Below are 16,889 nucleotides of genomic sequence, written 5' to 3'. Positions count from 1 at the left end.
CGTCGCCGCCGTCGCCGGCGGCGGGGCGGGGCGGGTGGGCCTGATCGACTTCGCCGGGCTGGGGAAGCGGTCCCCGTGGCTGGCCGGCGGTCTGACGCTGATGCTGCTGTCGATGGGTGGCATCCCGCTCACCGCCGGCTTCGTCGGCAAGGTCGCCGTGTTCCGTGTCGCCATCGACGCCGGCTACCTGTGGCTGGTGATCGTCGGGTTGGTGGCCGCCGTAGCCGCGCTGTTCTTCTACCTTCGGGTCGTGGTCCTCATGTACATGCAGCCGGGCGAACACGACACGCCGATCGCGATGTCGCCGGGCATGCGTCTGGTCATCGGGGTCGGCGGGGTGCTGACGCTCGGCCTCGGCATCGCCCCGTGGCCGCTGCTCACCTGGCTGGCCGATGCGCTCCCCCTCTGACCGGCGGTTCGGCTCCACCGCGATAGCCGTCCTGATCGCCGTCCCGCTGCTGCTCGGCGCCGTACGGGTCACCGGGCAGGTGATCGTCACCGAGACCGACACCGTCTCCGAGGATCTTTACGCCTTTGCCGAGCGGGTCATCATCGAAGGGGTAGTCGAGGGCGATCTGATCGTGGTGAGCGGTGACCTCACCATCAGGGGCACCGTGGAAGGAGATGTCCTGGGGCTGGTCGGCGGTCCGGTGCGCATCGACGGCACCGTGGGCGGTTCGGTACGGCTGGTGGCCACCTCGGTCGAGGTCAATGGCTCCGTCGGAGAAGACGTGGCCACTCTCACCGGCGAAACCCGCATTGGCGGGTCGGTCGGGCGGGACCTGTTGACGGTGTCGGCCCGGGTGCGGGCCGGCGGAACGACGGGTAGGGACCTGCGCGGTCAGGCGTTGCGACTGACGATCGACGGGAAGATCGAGCGGCACGTCGTCGTCGAGGTCGATAGGTTGTCGGTGTCGGGCGGTTCGCGGATCGGCGGCGACCTCACCTACGACTCACCATCGGAGGGCCGCATCGATCCGGACGCGGTGGTCGCCGGGGACATCAGCCACCGCGATTCGCTCACCCCGGTGTGGACCCGAGCCATCCTGCGAGCGCTCGGCATCCTGTCGCTGTTCGCCTTCATCCTCGGCGGCTTGGTGGCCATGTGGCTGTTCCGGGCCACCTCGGAGAAGGCGGTGGAGGCGGTGGCGACCCGCCCCGGCCGGGCGGCGCTCGTCGGGTCGGGACTCGTCCTGCTCCCACCGATCGCCGCCCTGCCGCTGTTCTTGAGCCTGGTGGGGATCCCGATAGCCTTGGCCATGCTGCTGGCGTGGGTCGGGGCACTGTTCTTCGGCCCGATCCCGGCGGTGACCGAGGTGGGTCGCCGACTCCTGCGGAGCCGGGCCAGCGTCGCCGGGGGCCTGGTTGTGGGTGCGCTCCTCCTCCGGGGCGCCATGTGGCTGCTGCCACTCATCGGCGGTCTCGTCTACGTCGTCGCCCTGGTGATCGGTCTCGGCGGCTACGGCATGGCGGCGTGGGAGTTGCGCAGGCAGCACGCGGCGGGTTGAACCCTTCCTCTCAAGGTGGCGGTCATCGGTGTGCGCTCTATCCCCGGGTACCGTATGCGGTCGTGTCGTCTAAAACCGACTCCCCATCGGTGGAGGACCCGCTCGAGGCTGTCGACGCTGGCAGTTCCGCCGGCAACATTCGCTCCCTCGGCGTGAGGCTGGCCGCGGCTGCCCGCCGCGCAGCCGCGGCGATCGTCGCGTCGGTGAAGGGGGCTACGCCCTGGCATTGGGCGCTGTTCGGGATCATCACGCTCTACGTGTGGGCGATGACTTCGATGAGCCTCGATGCCCATCACGGTCTGGGCACGAGCAGCTACGACACGGGCATCTTCGAGCAGGGCATCTGGCTCATCTCCCAGGCGGACACACCGTTCGTAACCCTGCGCGGGCTCCATCTGTTCGGCGATCACTCCTCGTACGTCCTGCTCCTGCTTGCACCCATCTACGCGCTGTTCCCGACCTCAGGGACGCTGTTTTTCGCTCAGTCGGCCGGCATCGCTCTCGGTGCCTTGCCCGTGTTCCTCTACGCGCGTCGCCGACTGGGCAGCGAGCCGATTGCTCTGCTCATGGCCGCCGTGTTCCTGCTGCACCCCGCGATCAGCTGGGGAAACATGTTCGAATTCCATCCCGACGCCTTCCTGCCGACCTTCGTGGGCTTCGCCCTGTACGGCGCACTCGAGCGACGGTGGCGCGTCTACACGGTGTTCGTGGTGCTGTCGCTCATGGTGAAGGAGGACATGATCCTGGCGATCCTCCCCCTCGGAGCGTGGGTCGCCTGGCGGCGCGACCGGGTCATCGGACTGCTCACGATCGGCTGGGCTTCGGTCTTCACCGTGTTCTCGTCGGTGATCGCGTTGCAGTACTTCAACGCGGCGGCGGGGTCCTTCGCCGGTCGCGGGTCACGCGTCCCGTTCGGCGGACTATCCGGTCTGGTCAGGACCGCCTTCACGGAACCGGGGCAGCTGTTCGACCATCTGCGGTCCGAACGCCGCGGCTGGTACCTCTGGCAGATGTCCGCCCCGTTCGCCTGGGTGTTCCTCCGGTTGCCGGAGATCTCAGCGATCGCAGGCCTGGTGGTGGTGAGCAACCTGCTCAGCCTCCACGGCTACCAGCACCGCATCGGCTTCCACTATCAGTTCGTGGTCGTCGTCGTGGTGGCGATGGGCACGGTCTACGCCCTCGGTGCCTTCCGCAAGCGTCGCGACCTGGCGGTGGCCGCGGTGGCGGTGATGGCGCTGTGGACCTCCCTCCTGTGGAGCAGCCTCCCGTTCGCCCGGAACCCGCGGGCCTTCACCGAGCCCGATCATCCTCGAGCGGCTGCGGCGCGAGAGGTCGTATCGATGGTGCCGCCCGATGCCGCCGTATCTGCCTACACCGTCCTCACCCCCCACCTGGCGCGCCGCACCACCCTCTACATGTTCCCGAACCCGTTCCACACCCATTACTACGGGCCTGAGGGCCAGGCGGGTGGGCTGCGACTCCCGGCTGCCGATTCGATCGACATGGTGATCGTGCCGAAGTCGATCTCAGAGGAGTTCGTCGAGTCCTGGGAGCGCGAGCGGACGTCTTTCACCCTCATGTTCAGCAACGAATACTGGGACCTGTGGAGTCGAAATCCGGACGGCTGAACCCGACTGGTACTCCCTAGTGGCACCGATGGCACCATCAGCGGTGACCCTCTGGCTGTGAGCTGTCAGCTTTGGGCTGTCGGCTCGCTTGCAAGCACCATCACCTCGGTGATCTCCCAGCGGGTGGCGTCGCCCGGGTTGAAGACCGGGTCGGGTCCGTGCCGCGCCATCAATCGACGGCCCCCCTCCACATGCAGGGTCACCAGCTGATCGTGCCCGTAGAACTCGCGCTCGACGACGAATCCGGTGCCGGCGTCGTCACGCTCCAGTAGCACGGACTCGGGTCGGATGAGCACGTCGACCGCACCGCGCGCGCCACTGCGGTTGGGGAACGATCCGAAGGCGGTCTCGACGAGGTGCTCGCCGGCGGTCCCCGGGACGAACTCGCCGTCGCCTAGGAAGGACGCCACCCAGCGGTCCACCGGGTGGTGATACAGCTCGTGAGGCGGTGCTGACTGGAGGATGGTCCCGTCGCGCATCACGGCCATTTCGTCGCTGAGCGCCAGCGCCTCGTCACGGTCGTGGGTGACGAAGATCGCCGTCGCCCGGGCCTCGACCAGGATGGTGCGCACCTCTTTGCGGACCCGCTCGCGTTGGGGGGCGTCGAGGTTGGAGAAGGGCTCGTCGAGGAGGATCACCGCGGGTCGCGGTGCCAGCGCACGCGCCAGCGCCACCCGCTGCTGCTCTCCGCCGGAAAGCTCATGGGGCATCCGGTTGCCCATCCCAGCCAGACCGACCATGGCGAGCACGTCGTCGACCCGTGCCCGCTTGCCGTCACCGCTGAGCCCGTACCCGACGTTCTTGGCGACGGTCATGTGGGGGAACAGGGCGAAGTCCTGGAACACCATGCCCACTCGCCGCTTCTCCGGTGGGACGAAGGTGCTGTCGTCGACGACCGGGGTGCCGGCGATGCTCACCGAGCCCATGTCGGGGCGGTCGAACCCGGCGATGACCCGCAACGCCGTCGTCTTGCCCGAGCCGGACGGGCCGACCAGGCCAAGCACCTTGCCTTCGGGAGCGCGCAGCGAGAACCGGTCGAGGGCGATGACGTCCCCGAACCGCTTGCTGATCTCGTGGGTCTCGATGGAGTAGGTCATCGGTCTCGTGTGGTGAGCACGTACATGGGTACGGCGGACACTGCGAGCAACAGTAACGCTGCCACGGCCGCTCTCGAATAGAGGAGGCTGTCGGCCGCCGACCAGATGCGAACGGCGAGGGTGTCGAACCCGGTGGGGCGGAGGAACAGCGTCGCCGGCAGCTCCTTCATGGCGGTGAGGAACACGAGCAGCCCGCCGGCGACCATGCCGCGGCGCGCCAGGGGCAGGGTGATCCGGCCGAAGGTGCGCCACGGTCCGACACCGAGGCTGCGCGAAGCCTGATCGAGTGACGGGCTCACCTGCACCAGCGATGCCCGCACCGAGCCGAGCGCCTGGGCGAAGAAGATCGAGGCGTATACCAGCACCAGCAGGGTGATGCTCTGGTACAGCCCGCCCAGGTAGCGGGAGGCGATGAACACCATGCCGAGGCCGACCGTGATGTGGGGGAGGGCGAAGGTGGTGTAGGCGAGCCGTTCCGCCCAGGCGGTCGAGCGGGTGGGATGCCGGGAGACGAGTACGGCGAGCGGCAGGGCCGCCGCCGCGGCCACGAGGGCGGCGAGGCTGGAGGCGGTCAGCGAGCCGGCCATGGCGCCCCACGGGATGGTCACCGCCTGCGTCGAGCGCACGACCCAGCTGATGAGCGTCGCGATCGGTATCCCCAGCGAGACGATCGCCAGCACGGCGAGGAACCCGGTTGCCGCCAGTCGCTGGCCGCGGCCGAGGACGGTGAGTCGTGGTGGCCGCTGGGGGCTGCGGGAGTGGTAGGCCGCCCGTCCGCGGCTGACCCGCTCGGCGATGACGATCACCAGGGCGATCGCCACCAGGATGAGCGCCAGCACCGCCGCCGGGGTGCGGTCGAGTCGGCCGGCGTATTGGGCGTAGATGACGCGGGTGAAGGCGTCGTAGCGGGCCAGCGACACCGCCCCGAAGTCGGACAGCGTATACAGCGCCACCAGCAGCGAGCCGGCGGCGAGTGCCGGGCGGAGTTGCGGCAGGACCACCGTGCGAAACACCCGCGACGGTGAGGCACCGAGACCGCGGGCGGCGTCCTCGTGGGCGGGGTCGAGGCGACGCAGCGTGGCGCGGACCGTCAGATACACGAAGGGATAGGTCGAGACGGCAAGTGCGGCCCATGCACCCAAGAGGCCGGTGAGCGAGGGCACCTGCCATCCGGTGACCGAGGCGATCAGCCCGCCAGGGCCCGATGCGGAGACGAAGGTCATGCCGATGACATATGAGGGGATGACCAGGGGGAGTGCGGCGAGGACCCGCCACAGCGCCCGCCCGCGGAGGTCGGTCCTCTCGGTGAGCCATGCCGCGGTGACCCCGATCGCGGCGGCGCTTGCCGTCACCACCACCATCAGCAGCACCGTGTTCCAGACCAGAGCCAGGGTCCGCGCCGACCGGGCGAGGGCCAGGGCATCGTCGGTGGCGCCGACGACCCGGCCCACCAGACCGGCTATCGGAACCAGGCCCGGGATGAGCACGAGGACCACGGGGAGCCACAACCAGCGCGGCGCCGCCCCGCGGAGGGTGGGGGGCGCCGCGCCGGTAGATGGCCGGGGGTCGAGGGTGCCGACCGCTGGGGTCGGCTCCGTCGTCACAAGAGCCCTGCCTCCGAGATGAGCTGGGTTGCCCGGTCGAGCACGCCGGCGAGGGCCGAGAGGTCGAGGCCGGGCTGAGCCAGGGTTTCGATCGCGGGCACTCCCTCGGGCGCGGCCAGGCCCGGGACCGCGGGATACTCGAAGGTCTCGGTCACGAAGTACTCCTGGGCGTTGTTGGAGAGCAGGAACTCTATGAAGCGCAGGGCGGCTTCCTTGTTCTGCGACGCCTCGAGCACGCCGGCTCCGGCTGGCATCACCAGTGACTCTGCTCCGGCGGTGGTGAAAAAGTGGTTCTCGGCACGGGTCTCCCCGACGTCGGACCGGAGCCCGAGCAGGTAGTAGTGGTTCACCAGGCCGACCTCGACCGTCCCATCGTCGACCGCGGCGACGATTGGGCTGTTGCCCGAGAAAATCTGCGGCTCGTTGGCGGCGAGACCCTCCAGGAAGGCGAGGGTGCCCTCTTCGCCACGCTCGAGGATCATGGCCGAGACGAACGCGATGAACGACGCGTTGCCGGGGGCGATCCCGATCCTGCCGCCACCCCACGCCGGATCGAGGAGATCGTCGACGGTGGCGGGCAGATCGGCAGGGCTGAGACGCTCGGTGTCATAGACGAGGACTCGAGACCGCAGGCTCACGGCCACCCAGGCACTACCGCCCGAGAACTCGGTGGGGACCCCGGCGATGAGATCTCCCGGGAGCGCCGAGAACAGGCCGGCCTCTGCGACGACGCCCAGCGATGCCGGGTCCTGGGCGAAGAAGACATCGGCCGGGGAGTTGGCACCTTCCTCGCGGAGAGTGGCGGCCATGTCGGTGCTCGAGGCGTATCGGACCGAGACCTCGATGTTGGTCTCGTCCTGGAACTGCTGGATGAGGGGGGCGACGAGATCCTCCGAGCGGCCGGAGTACACGGTGAGGGATTGGGCGCCGTCGTCGCCCGACGAGCAGGAGGTGGCGACCAGAACGGTCAGGATCAGGCGGATGAGTGCGGCTACGCCGCGTCTGTTTCGATGCATGGACGGTGACACTAGGGCCGAATCGGATGGTGTCAAGAGTCCAATCACCATCTGTTAGGGAGCCTTACTCTCTTCGGTGAGATACCATCGAGGCGATGCAGGACCACTCGTACAAGGCGACTCACCGCGAATACGTGGGAGCCATCTGGGAGATCCAAGACGAGGGCATCCCCGTCATCCAGGCCCGGATCGCCGAGTGGTTGGGGGTGAGCCGGGCCAGCGTCTCCGAGATGACGCGCAAGCTCGAAGCCGAGGGCCTCATCCGAACCGAGCCCGACATCGCCCTGACCGGCGCTGGCCGCGACCTCGCCGAGGGAGTGGTTCGTCGTCATCGTCTCGCCGAACGCTTCCTCACCGAAGTGCTGGGCCTTCCGTGGGACAAGGTCCACGCCGAGGCCGAGGTCTGGGAGTCGGTGATCTCCGACGACGTCGAGGCCGCCATGTGGGCCGCCATGGACGATCCGAAGACGTGCCCGCACGGCAACGCCATCCCGGGTGCCGGATACAAGCCGCCAGCCATGCAACCGCTCGCCGACCTGCCGATTGGCGAGGCGGCCCGGGTCGAGCGCATCTCCGAGGAGTTGGAGCTCGACGCCGAGCTCATGGGATTCCTCGACAGGATCGGGCTCCGTCCCGGAGCAGCCGTCCAGGTGGTCGAGCGGGCACCGGCGGGCACGGTGACAGTGAGCATCGAGGGTGGTTCAGGCGTGGGACTCGGTCAGTTCGCCGCCGAGCGCCTCTTCGCGGCCGCGGTCTAGCCCTCGGGTAGTGGCTCACCGGCGTAAGTGCCGAAGCTCCACAGGTTGCCCTCGGGATCGGCCACGGTGAAGGTGCGCGATCCGAAGTCCTCGTCGACCAACCCTCGAACGACCCTTGCTCCGGCCGCCGCCGCCCTGGCGAACAGACCGTCGGGGTCGTCGCACACCACGTAGACGCCGGCAGCGCCCGCCAGCCGCTGGCCCCACTCCGAGTCGTCCTTGCCAGCAGTTCCGAACATCACACCGCCACCGAGGGGCCAGCGCATCTCGGCATGCTGAACCACCGCTGGATCGTCCGGGTGCTCGATCACCACCGTGGGTACGAAACCGAAGGCGTCGCGCAGGAACGCCATCATCGCCCGGGCATCCCGGAAGGCGAGGATCGGCCACACGCCTGCATCGAAGGTGCTCATGCGCCGACGCTACTAAAGAACGACCGGGGCTTCCCGACTCACGCCAGCACACCCGGGTTGGCATCGACATGTGACTCTCTCCCCCGAAGGGGGAGTTACCGCCGAAGGCGGGGAGGGGGGAGGGCGAACGCTACGAAAGCCTCGCGACGCGTTTGCCCTCCCCCCTCCGTCATCGGCCTGCGGCCGCTGCCACCTCCCCCTACAGGGGAGGAAAGCGAGACCACGCGTTCATAGCTCTCGCTACTCGCTACTCGCTACTAAGAGCGGCACCCGCAGCTCCGCCTCGGTCGGTGCGCCGTGCTGGCCGACGAGGCGTTCGTCGGCGTGGCGGTGGAGGAGGGCGTAGCCCTCGTCGGCCACCAGGACCCCGTCGGGGGCACGGTCCTCGAACGCCGGGTGATGCTCACCCGGCCCCCACCAGTGCTCCATGTCGGCACGCGGGATCCAGGTGACCGGGTAGCGAGCAGCGATCGATGCCCCGTCACCCCGGACGAACACCGCCCGCACGTCGCCGTAAAAGCTGCGACCTGCCTCGTCGGTCTTGTCGATCCGAATCTGGTGCTTCAATGAAATGTCGACGTGGCCGTGATCGGCGGTGCCGACGAGTGCCGCCCCCGTTGGCAGTGCACGCGCCAGGCGGTCCCACGTATCGGCGGCGATCGCCATCGCCTCGGCGTAGTCGGGGTCCTGCTGGCCACCGACGTGGGCGGCGAAGTCGACGTGAGGCACGTAGAGGAATACGAGTCTTCCCGGTGTGGCCGCAAGGTAGAGTGCGGCGTCGACGGCTTCCCGCTCCGAGCCCCACGGTTCGAAGCGGGCGCCTCTGTAGAGCATCCGCGACATGGGTGAGTCGTGGAACCCCCACGGTTGGAGGCTGATCGGCTCCCGGCCCGCCGCCCGCAGCCGTTCCCAGAGGTTCGGTACCGGCAGGACGGCGATGGTGTCGACGTCCAGGGGCGACCCCCACAGCGTGGTCCACTTGATCGTGTTGACCACTTCGCCCACCTCCGGCATCCACAGCTGGTAGCCGAGGATCCCGTGCTCGGCGGGACTCAGCCCGGTGGCGATGGTCGCCATGCTCACGGTGGTGGTCGCCGGGAACGGCGAGTCGATCGCTCCCACCCGGTCCCGACGAAACGGCGCCGCATGCGGATGGTCGAGCTGGTGGTCGCCCAGACCGTCGAACAGGACGAACACGTACGAGTCGGCGTCGGGCACCCGGTCGGCCAGCTCCGCGGTCAACCCCGGATGCAGCGCCCAACCGGTCAGCCGCCGCTCCAACTCCGCCACGAGATTGACCAGGCCGCCACCGGCATAGTCGGGAGCGCGGAATGAGGCTCCAGGCTGATGGCGCTCGGACAGCATCGGCTCATCGTTCGGCATCGTCGGTCATTGTGGCCGCTCCGACATGGGCCGGTACGCGTTCTCCCGGCTTGAGCATGGAGTCTCGCCTTCCGCTCTCCTCCCCCGCAGGGGGAGGTGTCAGCGGCCGCAGGCCGATGACGGAGGGGGAGGCCAAACGCGGCGCGAGGCTCTCGTAGCGTTAGCCCTCCCCCCTCCCCCCTCCCCTCCGGTCGCTTCGCTCCCTCCGGGACTCCCCCCTTCGGAGGGAGAGAGTCAACGGGCCATCCTCTCCAAGACTGGTGACTTCCCCGTTCCCAGGCCTTCGCGCCCGCTTCCTATACTCGCCCTCGGACAGTCGGCCCCCCCGAGGAAGACGTGACGGACTACTTCCAGGATTACATCACAGTCGCCGTCTTCGCAGGGTTCGGAATACTCCTCGTGGTCATCGCCATGGGGGCGAGCTCGCTGCTTCGCCCGAAGAATCCGTCGGCCATCAAGCTCCAGTCCTACGAGTGCGGCGTTGACCCGGTGGGTGAGGGTTGGAGCCAGACCCAGATCCGGTATTACGTGTTCGCCCTGCTGTTCCTCATCTTCGACATCGAGGCCGTCTTCATCTTCCCGTGGGCGATCCGGATCGACTCGCTCGGCGGATTCGCCCTGGTCGAGATGGTGCTCTTCATCCTCATCCTCGTGATCGGCCTGGTCTACGCCATGCGCAAGGGGGTCCTCAAGTGGGAGTCCTAGACCGGTTCGAGACCCCGAAGCCGATCTCGTGGCTGCTCAACTGGGGGCGCCGCTACTCCTTGTGGATGTTCCAGTTCGGCCTCGCCTGCTGCGCCATCGAACTGATGGCGGCGTCTGGCCCCCGCTACGACTTCATGCGGTTCGGCATCATCCCGCTGCCCGCCTCCCCCCGGCAGGCCGACCTGATGATCGTGGCCGGCACGGTGACCGACAAGATGGCGCCGGCGATCCGCAAGCTCTACGAGCAGATGCCTGACCCCAAGTACGTGATCTCGATGGGATCGTGCTCCAACTGCGGCGGTCCCTACTGGGATTCCTACAGCGTCACCAAGGGCGTAGACCAGGTGATCCCGGTCGACGTGTACGTACCCGGCTGCCCGCCCCGGCCCGAGGCGCTGATGGACGGCATCGTCCTCCTCCAGCAGAAGATCAAGGGCGAGAACATCAAGGAGAAGTGGAGCCGGCGTGACCGAGAGCCCGTCTGAGGCCCCGGCTGCGGCCGCCGTTGTGGCCGAGCGCTTTGCTGGCATCGTGGGGTCTGACGACTGGTCCGCCGACTTCGCCACGCCCAAGGTGCGCGTCCCGCGGGACGGCTGGATCGCGGCGCATGCCGCCGCCAAGGAGCACGCCCCGTTCTTCTCGTGGCTGTCGGCGGTCGACTGGTCGTCGGAGGTGGCGGTCGGCGACCCGCCCGACGGCGAGGTGGAGCCGCGGTTCGAGGTGATCTCCTGCCTGGGCGACCTAGACGGCAATTTCGTCCTGCTGAGCACCGACCTCCCCAAGGACGATGCGGTGCTCCCAACCCTCATAGAGACCTTCGGCGGCGCCAACTGGCACGAGCGGGAGGCCGCAGAGATGTTCGGGATCGTCTTCGACGGCCATCCGCAGCTGACACACCTGTACTTGACCGACGAGTTCGAGGGGTTTCCCCTCCGTAAGACGTTTCCTCTGCTCACCCGTGAGGTGAAGCCGTGGCCCGGCACCGTCGACGTCGAAGGGATGCCCTCCGAGGAGAACGAAGAGGCGGGCGACGCCGACGGCGAGGACGAGGGGGCCGACGAGGGGGCCGACGAGTCGTGACCGATCAGCACCTCACCGCCATGCACCACTCGGAAGTCAGGGTGTCCGTGGAGCTGCAGACCCCCGAGATGACCCTCAACCTCGGGCCCCAGCACCCCTCGACCCACGGGGTGCTGCGCCTCGTCGCCAAGGTCAACGGTGAGGTCATCACCGAGGTGGAGCCGGTCATCGGGTACATGCACCGGGGCTATGAGAAGCTCGCCGAGGTACGCACCTACCCGCAGATCACCGCCCTGGTCAACCGCATCGACTGGGTGTCCGGGTTTGCCAACGAGATCCCGTTCATGGTCGCCACCGAGCGGCTCCTCGAACTCGAGGTGCCGGCCCGGGCGCAGTACATCCGCCTGGTACTCACCGAGATGGCGCGCATCTCCTCCCACCTCGTGTTCCTGTCCTCGTTCCCCCTCGAGCTGGGCGCCGCCACGCCGCTGATGCACGCCCTGCGCGAGCGCGAGCGGGTGCTCGACCTCATCGAAGGCGTCACCGGTGGGCGGTTCCATCCCAACTTCAACCGCGTCGGCGGCGTCAAGCCGGCCTACGGCGGCGGATCGAGCACCAAGAAGATGTCGCAGGACCTGCCCGCCGGCTTCTTCGACCAGACGAAGGCGGCGATGGCCAAGGTGGAGCAGGTGTGCGACGACATGGTGAACCTGGTGCTCGGCAACGAGATCTTCCACCAGCGGACCAAGGGCGTCGGCATCATCCCCAGGGACAAGGCCCTGGAGTACGGCGTGTCCGGTCCCAATCTGCGGGCGTCCGGCGTGGGCTTCGACCTGCGTCAGACCGGCGACTACCTGCCGTACGCCGACTTCGACTTCGAGGTGCCGATCGGGGTCAACGGCGACTCCTACGACCGCTACTGGGTGCGGCTCGAGGAGATCCGCCAGTCGGCGCGCATCGTGATCCAGGCGATCGACGGCATGCCGTCGGGTGAGCTGCAGGCCAAGGTGCCGCGCATCATCAAGGTGCCCAAGGGCGAGGTCTACGTTCGGGCCGAGAACCCGAAGGGTGAGATGGGGTACTTCGTGGTCTCCGAGGGTGGCCGCGGTCCCTACCGACTCAAGATCAGATCGGCGTCGTTCTCCAACCTGTCGGTTCTGCCGTGGCTGCTGCCGGGCCATGTCATCCCCGACATCATCGCCGTCCTCGGCAGCCTCGACTTCGTACTCGGAGACGTGGACCGATGACCGATCTCCTGTCGAACTTCTGGGTGGTCCTCGGCCTCAAGGTTCTCATCGTCGCCCTGGTGGTTCCCGCCATCGCCCTCGGGTTCATCTTCGCCGAGCTGAAGATCTCGGCCCACATGCAGAGCCGCATCGGTCCCTACTTCGCCGGGGGACGGTGGGGGTGGGCACAGCCGCTTGCCGATGGCGTCAAGTTCCTCCAGAAGGAGGATCTGATCCCCCGTGACGCCGATCGCCCGGTGTTCAAGACGGCACCGGCGATGATGCTCATGTCGGCGTTTGCCGTGCTCGTCATCATTCCTTTCGGTCCCCGGGTGATCATCCGCGACCTCGACGTCGGCATCTTCTATGCCATCGCCGTCAGCTCCTTCGCCACCATCGCGGTGCTCATGGCCGGGTGGTCGTCGGCCAACAAGTACTCGCTGATTGGCGGGCTGCGCGCCGGTGCTCAGCTGATCGCCTACGAGCTGCCGCTGATCCTGGCCGTGGTCGGCGTCGTCATCCATGCCGGCACCATGTCGATGGGAGGCATCGTCGCCGCCCAGTCCGAGCCGGTGTTCCACATCAGCGGCGTCGGCATCGCCCTGCCGTACATTCTCCAGGGTCACTTCATCGGATTCGGCATCTTCATGGTGGCCGCTCTCGCCGAGCTCAACCGGACCCCGTTCGACCTGCCGTTCGCCGAGCAGGAGTTGGTGATGGGCTACCTCACCGAGTACTCGGGGCTGCGTTTCACGATGTTCTTCCTCGCCGAGTACGTCGGGATGTTCTCCATGGCCGCGATCGCCTCGACGCTCTTCCTCGGCGGGTACTACGTGCCGGGTGTGCCGACGGCGATGCTCGACTTCGTCGGGCCGCTGGTCCTGTTGGGCAAGGCGACCCTGCTGGTATTCGTCATGATCTGGCTGCGGTGGACCTTCCCCCGCATGCGCCAGGATCAACTCCAGGTGCTCGCCTGGAAGTGGCTCGTCCCCCTCGGCCTGATCAACATCCTGGTGATCGCGACGCTGAAGGTGGTGTTCTGATGAGCCGCCGGCTACCAGCTACTAGCTACCAGTCACAGGAGCGATTCGCGATTCGCTGCGCGCCGGACCTGCGAATCGCGAATCGCGAATCGCGATTCGCGATTCGGAGTACACCATGAACCGCCCCGCTTTGAGTCTTCCCGGTACCGGTCTACTGAAGGGTCTTTGGCTGACGCTGAAGACGCTGTTCAAGAAGCCGGTCACGGTCAACTACCCGAAGGAGAAGGAGATCCCCGTGGCCCGGGCGCGTGGGGTCATCGCCCTCGACGTCGAAGCCTGCACCGTGTGCATGCTGTGTGCCCGTGAGTGCCCCGACTGGTGCATCTACATCGAGGGGCACAAGGAGATGCAGCCGCCCGCCAAGGAGGGGGGCCGTCCCCGCAGCCGGGCGACCCTCGACCGCTTCGATATCGACTACGCGCTCTGCATGTACTGCGGGATCTGCGTGGAGGTTTGTCCCTTCGACGCCCTGTTCTGGTCGCCGGAGTACGAGTACTCCGAGGGCTCCATCTCGGCGATGCTCCACGACAAGGAGCGCCTCACCCATTGGCTCGGCACCGTGCCGGATCAGCCCTCCCTGGAGAGCAACTGATGGACCTCGGCGCGATGATCAGCGAGGCGATGGACTGGGCGAGCGACGCTCGCAATGTGGTGTTTCTGGTCATCGCCCTGGTGATGGTCGGCGCCGCCGTGCTCGTGGTGACCAGCCGCAACGTGGTGCACGCCGCCCTGATGCTGATGCTGACGCTCGCCGGGTCCGCCGGCCTGTTCCTCATGCTCGGCGCCGAGTTCGTCGCCTGGACGCTGGTCCTCGTCTACCTCGGAGCCGTGATCGTGCTGTTCCTGTTCGGCATCATGATCACCAGAGCCCCGACCGGCCGCGACCCGGTCCGACTGGATCACAAGCGTCGTTGGCCGGCGGCGGCCGTGGCCGTGGCGACCTTCGTCACCATCGTCTCCACGACGACGACGGCCTTTCGGGGTGCCGAGATCGGTGAGGAGGTCACCTCCACCGACCTGCTCGGTGACGTCCTGTTCACCCGGTTCGTGATCCCGTTCGAGGCAGTGTCGTTTCTCCTGCTCGCCGTGCTCATCGGCGGCATCGTCATCGCACGGAGGGACCCGAAGTGATCGTCAACCAGTTCCTCGTCCTCGCCGCGGCGCTGTTCTCGCTCGGGGTCTACGGCGTCATGGTGCGCCGCAACGCGGTGCTGGTGCTGCTGTCGGTGGAGCTGATGCTCGCCGCGGTCAACATCAACCTGGTGGCCTTCGGCGCCCACCTCCAAGACACGCTCGTCTCCGGTCAGGTGTTCGCCCTGTTCGTGCTCGCCGTCGCTGCCGCCGAGGTCGGTGTCGGTCTGGCGATCATCGTGCTCATCTTCCGAAACCGGCAGTCGGCCAACGTGGACGAGCTGGACCTGATGAGGTGGTGACCGGATGAACGCGTTCTCCACCATGGTCCTCGCCGCCGACGTGCCCTATACCGACGGCGGGATGCTCGCCCAGATGGCCTGGCTCATCCCCGTGGTGCCGCTGGTAGCCATGTTCGCCATCGTCTTCTTCGGCAAGCGACTGCCGTACCGCGGGTGGGAGCTCGCCGTGTTCTCGATGGGCTTCGTCGCCGCCTACGGGATCGTCCTGTTCGTCGCCAATGCCGCCAGCGGCATCGTGTACGAGGGGGCCATCGAGGTCGCCACGATCGGGTCGTTCACCATCGAGTGGGGATGGGTGGTGGACGGCCTGTCGATCATGATGTACACGGTGGTCGGCGTCGTCGGCCTGCTCGTGTTCATCTACGCCAAGGGATACATGGCCGACGAGGTCAGGTACACCTGGTTCTTCGCCTCGTTCACCCTGTTCGGCGGGGCGATGCTGGTGCTGGTCTCGGCGGCGAACATGATCCAGCTGATCGTCGGCTGGGAGCTCGTCGGCGTCGCCTCCTATCTGCTCATCGGGCACTACTGGGAGGACCACGAGAACAACGCCGCCGCCATCAAGGCGTTCATCACCAACAAGGTCGCCGACGTCGGCCTGGTGATCGGCGTCATCATCATCGGCGTCACCGTCGGGTCGTTCCGGTTCGACGACGTGCTCGCCGCCGTCGCCAATGGAGACTCGGCGCTCGCCCAGGTCGCCTTCTGGGGTGGGCTCGCCCTGTTCATCGGCGCCATGGGCAAGAGCGCCCAGTTCCCGCTCCACGTCTGGCTGCCCGACGCCATGGCCGGCCCGACGCCGGTGTCGGCGCTGATGCACGCCGCCACCATGGTGACCGCCGGTGTGTACCTGCTCGGGCGGATGTTCCCGTTCTATCAGTCCGAGATGTTCGGGGCAGACGTCAAGACGATCATCATCGTGATCGGCGCCCTCACGCTGCTGCTCACCGGGCTGATCGCCCTCGTCCAGACCGACATCAAGAAGGTGCTCGCCTACTCGACACTGTCCCAGCTGGGCTACATGGTGGTGGCGATGGGAGCCGGGGCATACACCGCCGGTCTGTTCCACTTGTTCACCCATGCCTTCTTCAAGGCGCTGCTGTTCCTCGGGGCGGGTGCGGTCATCCACGCCGTCCACTCCAACGAGATGACCGACATGGGCGGCCTGCGCAAGTACATGCCGGGGACCTACAAGACGTTCCTCATCGGGTCATTGGCACTCGCCGGCATCTTTCCGCTCGCCGGCTTCTGGTCGAAGGACGAGATCCTGGCGTCCATCCAGTACGACGCCACCAGCGGCACCGGGGGGACGCTCGCCTCCTTCGTGTTGGTGGTCGCCATCGTCGGCGCCTTCATCACCGCCTTCTACATGGCCCGCACCGTCTACCTGACGTTCTTCGGTGAGTACAAGGGGCACGGGCATCCGCACGACCCCAAGCCGGTCATGCTCTATCCGTTGTACGCCCTCGCCTTCTTCGCGGTCGTCGCCGGCTTCGTCAACATGCCCGGGATCTTCACCGGATTCACCGACTGGGTGGGCACCCGGATGTTCGCCGCCGGTGACCACCATGCCGAGTCGCTCAACCTGGTCGTTGCCGTCATCGGCCTGGCTGCCGCCGGAGCCGGCATCGCGCTGGGCACCCGGCTATGGCGCGGCGATGCGGCCACCCAGGAGGAGCGCGATCGTTTCCGCATCGCCGGGCTCTACCCGCTCCTCGAGCGGAAGTACTTCATCGACGACCTGTACCTGGGTGGCGTCGTCGGGCCGATCAAGGGTCCGGTGGCTCGGTTCGTCGACTGGACCAACACCTACGTCATCGACTCGGTGGTCAACGGGGTTGCGGCCGTGTCGATGACGCTGGGTCGGTTCGTCTACGGTGGCCTCGACCAGCGCGGTATCGACCTGGCCGCCAACGCCATCGCCGGCGGCGCCTCCGAGGCCGGTGAGGCGCTGCGGTATACGACAACCGGCAAGGTTCAGCAGTACGTGGGCGCGGTCTTCCTGGGGGCGATCGTGCTCGTCGTTGGTTTCCTGATCGTGACCTAGGAGGAGGG

General features: G+C 67.4%; 18 protein-coding genes. 13 read left to right on the top strand and 5 right to left on the bottom strand.

Going from position 1 to position 16,889, the window contains the following annotated elements; translation table 11 throughout:
* The 3 genes from WEA29_03435 to WEA29_03425 all read left to right on the top strand — a co-directional run.
* The coding region (locus WEA29_03435; protein ID MEX2322807.1) for a proton-conducting transporter membrane subunit at nt 1-409 on the top strand (409 nt) is incomplete at its 5' end.
* Complete coding sequence (locus tag WEA29_03430; GenBank protein MEX2322806.1) at nt 393-1,508, top strand: hypothetical protein; 1,116 nt, start codon at nt 393-395, stop codon at nt 1,506-1,508. The genes WEA29_03435 and WEA29_03430, both read left to right, overlap by 17 nt.
* 62 nt (nt 1,509-1,570) lie before the next feature.
* A complete protein-coding gene (locus WEA29_03425; GenBank protein ID MEX2322805.1) occupies nt 1,571-3,136 on the top strand; it encodes a DUF2079 domain-containing protein in 1,566 nt (521 codons plus the stop codon).
* 65 nt (nt 3,137-3,201) lie between these two features.
* Here the strand turns inward: WEA29_03425 and WEA29_03420 are convergent, their stop codons facing one another.
* Genes WEA29_03420 through WEA29_03410 form a run of 3 tightly spaced genes read right to left on the bottom strand, consistent with a single transcriptional unit; the run spans nt 3,202 to nt 6,853 of the window.
* The gene (locus WEA29_03420) at nt 3,202-4,233 is read right to left on the bottom strand and encodes an ABC transporter ATP-binding protein (GenBank protein MEX2322804.1); all 1,032 of its coding nucleotides are present in this window, start codon (nt 4,231-4,233) and stop codon (nt 3,202-3,204) included.
* Nucleotides 4,230-5,837, bottom strand: coding sequence for an iron ABC transporter permease (locus WEA29_03415; protein ID MEX2322803.1), 1,608 nt, complete (start codon nt 5,835-5,837; stop codon nt 4,230-4,232). Before WEA29_03415 ends, WEA29_03420 begins: the two co-directional genes overlap by 4 nt.
* The gene (locus WEA29_03410; GenBank protein MEX2322802.1) at nt 5,834-6,853 is read right to left on the bottom strand and encodes an extracellular solute-binding protein; all 1,020 of its coding nucleotides are present in this window, start codon (nt 6,851-6,853) and stop codon (nt 5,834-5,836) included. Before WEA29_03410 ends, WEA29_03415 begins: the two co-directional genes overlap by 4 nt.
* Nucleotides 6,854-6,948: 95 nt before the next feature.
* Between WEA29_03410 and WEA29_03405 the strand changes: the two genes are divergently transcribed.
* Nucleotides 6,949-7,611 (top strand): metal-dependent transcriptional regulator, encoded by a 663-nt coding sequence (locus WEA29_03405; protein ID MEX2322801.1) that lies wholly within the window; start codon nt 6,949-6,951, stop codon nt 7,609-7,611.
* Here WEA29_03405 and WEA29_03400 read toward each other — a convergent pair.
* Together WEA29_03400 and WEA29_03395 are read right to left on the bottom strand one after the other, a co-directional pair.
* The gene (locus WEA29_03400; GenBank protein ID MEX2322800.1) at nt 7,608-8,024 is read right to left on the bottom strand and encodes a VOC family protein; all 417 of its coding nucleotides are present in this window, start codon (nt 8,022-8,024) and stop codon (nt 7,608-7,610) included. The genes WEA29_03405 and WEA29_03400 overlap by 4 nt on opposite strands.
* A gap of 240 nt (nt 8,025-8,264) precedes the next feature.
* Nucleotides 8,265-9,407, bottom strand: coding sequence for an alkaline phosphatase family protein (locus WEA29_03395; GenBank protein MEX2322799.1), 1,143 nt, complete (start codon nt 9,405-9,407; stop codon nt 8,265-8,267).
* Between the two features lie 336 nt (nt 9,408-9,743).
* On the opposite strand from WEA29_03395, the gene ndhC reads away from it, so the two are divergent.
* The 9 genes from ndhC to nuoL all read left to right on the top strand — a co-directional run bounded on the left by ndhC (nt 9,744) and on the right by nuoL (nt 16,881).
* Nucleotides 9,744-10,112, top strand: coding sequence for an NADH-quinone oxidoreductase subunit A (ndhC, locus tag WEA29_03390; protein MEX2322798.1), 369 nt, complete (start codon nt 9,744-9,746; stop codon nt 10,110-10,112).
* Nucleotides 10,100-10,597: an NADH-quinone oxidoreductase subunit B family protein gene (locus tag WEA29_03385; protein ID MEX2322797.1), complete on the top strand. Its 498-nt coding sequence runs from the start codon at nt 10,100-10,102 to the stop codon at nt 10,595-10,597. The genes ndhC and WEA29_03385 overlap by 13 nt, the downstream gene beginning before the upstream one ends.
* Complete coding sequence (locus WEA29_03380; protein ID MEX2322796.1) at nt 10,578-11,192, top strand: NADH-quinone oxidoreductase subunit C; 615 nt, start codon at nt 10,578-10,580, stop codon at nt 11,190-11,192. The genes WEA29_03385 and WEA29_03380 overlap by 20 nt, the downstream gene beginning before the upstream one ends.
* Nucleotides 11,189-12,379 (top strand): NADH-quinone oxidoreductase subunit D, encoded by a 1,191-nt coding sequence (locus tag WEA29_03375; GenBank protein MEX2322795.1) that lies wholly within the window; start codon nt 11,189-11,191, stop codon nt 12,377-12,379. The genes WEA29_03380 and WEA29_03375 overlap by 4 nt, the downstream gene beginning before the upstream one ends.
* Complete coding sequence (nuoH, locus tag WEA29_03370; protein ID MEX2322794.1) at nt 12,376-13,401, top strand: NADH-quinone oxidoreductase subunit NuoH; 1,026 nt, start codon at nt 12,376-12,378, stop codon at nt 13,399-13,401. The genes WEA29_03375 and nuoH overlap by 4 nt, the downstream gene beginning before the upstream one ends.
* Nucleotides 13,402-13,516: 115 nt before the next feature.
* The gene (locus tag WEA29_03365) at nt 13,517-13,993 is read left to right on the top strand and encodes an NADH-quinone oxidoreductase subunit I (GenBank protein ID MEX2322793.1); all 477 of its coding nucleotides are present in this window, start codon (nt 13,517-13,519) and stop codon (nt 13,991-13,993) included.
* Nucleotides 13,993-14,532 (top strand): NADH-quinone oxidoreductase subunit J, encoded by a 540-nt coding sequence (locus WEA29_03360; GenBank protein MEX2322792.1) that lies wholly within the window; start codon nt 13,993-13,995, stop codon nt 14,530-14,532. The genes WEA29_03365 and WEA29_03360 overlap by 1 nt, the downstream gene beginning before the upstream one ends.
* Nucleotides 14,529-14,834 carry an NADH-quinone oxidoreductase subunit NuoK gene (gene nuoK / locus WEA29_03355; GenBank protein ID MEX2322791.1) on the top strand — a complete coding sequence of 102 codons (306 nt, stop codon included), beginning with the start codon at nt 14,529-14,531 and terminating at the stop codon, nt 14,832-14,834. Before WEA29_03360 ends, nuoK begins: the two co-directional genes overlap by 4 nt.
* A 4-nt stretch (nt 14,835-14,838) precedes the next feature.
* Nucleotides 14,839-16,881 carry an NADH-quinone oxidoreductase subunit L gene (gene nuoL / locus WEA29_03350; protein MEX2322790.1) on the top strand — a complete coding sequence of 681 codons (2,043 nt, stop codon included), beginning with the start codon at nt 14,839-14,841 and terminating at the stop codon, nt 16,879-16,881.
* Nucleotides 16,882-16,889 lie beyond the last annotated feature (8 nt).

The sequence above is a fragment of the Acidimicrobiia bacterium genome (assembly GCA_040902765.1).
Classification (GTDB): Bacteria; Actinomycetota; Acidimicrobiia; order Spongiisociales; family UBA11373; genus DATKBG01.
Note: the sequence above shows the minus strand (reverse complement) of the source record. Positions and strands in the feature narration are given on the sequence as shown.